General features: G+C 63.7%; 2 protein-coding genes and 1 pseudogene. All 3 read left to right on the forward strand.

Annotated elements, in window-relative coordinates; all coding sequences use genetic code 11:
- The coding region (locus R1101_RS31265) for a hypothetical protein (RefSeq protein WP_232284831.1) at window positions 1-209 on the forward strand (209 nt) is incomplete at its 5' end.
- A gap of 140 nt (window positions 210-349) precedes the next feature.
- A complete protein-coding gene (locus R1101_RS0124410) occupies window positions 350-715 on the forward strand; it encodes a hypothetical protein (protein ID WP_016935753.1) in 366 nt (121 codons plus the stop codon).
- A 23-nt stretch (window positions 716-738) separates the two neighbouring features.
- Window positions 739-946 (forward strand): annotated as a pseudogene (locus R1101_RS31270) (hypothetical protein); the annotation flags it as partial.

The raw sequence follows: 946 nt of genomic DNA on the forward strand, positions 1-946 counted from the left end.
TCGAAAGTTCTCGAAGTGACCGTCCCGATGCCAGTTGCATGACGGCGAACTTATCAGACCAGTTGTTCTGTTTTCATCCTGTTTTCGACCCGCTCGACATGCGTGACGGCGGTGCCGGCACCGGTAGCGGTGTCGGCGACACTTCTGCCTTGTTCCGGTCCTTGTTGCCATGGCGGGAGTATCGGCAACATCCCGTGGCGCCACCGTGATAGGACTGCGAGCAGGAAATCGAGTACCGAACCGACCTCGGGTAGTGAGCGCCGGACAGGTACGGCGATCGACTTCGCCGACACCACCGAGCAACTCACGAAGGACGTGCTCGAACCAACGCGGCCAGGGCTATCGAGCGATGGTGCGGACGAAGCCCGCCGTGTCGAACGGTGCGGTATGCGGGACCGCGCACACCGTCGGGCTCACGACCCACGACAAGGGCGGGTTGCGTCGCAAGCAACCCGTTCATGCCGAGCATCCCCGCGTTTCGAACACCTCCCACCATGACTGCCGGTACATCGTCGACATCCGGAAGGTCGAACCCCCCGCTGCCCTCACTGCTGCTGCGGATCCGGGCGAACGGGCCGTTCGAGAAGGTCGTACTGCTTCGGCCCTGACGGCCGCAACGATTGCCCTGGCGATGTTGCCGGTACCAGGGTTCGAAACGGCCGCCGACGCTGCCGGGGCCCGGCCGCTCCTGTTGCTCACTGTGCTGTTGTGGTGACACAACTTTCACAATGGGCAACGGTGGGTGTTCCAATTCCGCAGCCGAGCGCACAGGTCGGGCGGCGGGTTGGCACCGGAGACGACTATCTCGTCCGCCAGTGGCAACGCTGGTCCTCGAACTGGGAACTGACCACTGTCGGCGATCCGCTCGCCGATCTCGGTCAACTCCTCGTGTACTGGGCCCAGCCGGACGACGAGGTCTGTGCCTTGGAGGACCCACCGATGCGTA

The organism is Rhodococcus sp. R1101 (assembly GCF_000278445.1).
GTDB lineage: Bacteria > Actinomycetota > Actinomycetes > Mycobacteriales > Mycobacteriaceae > Rhodococcus > Rhodococcus gordoniae.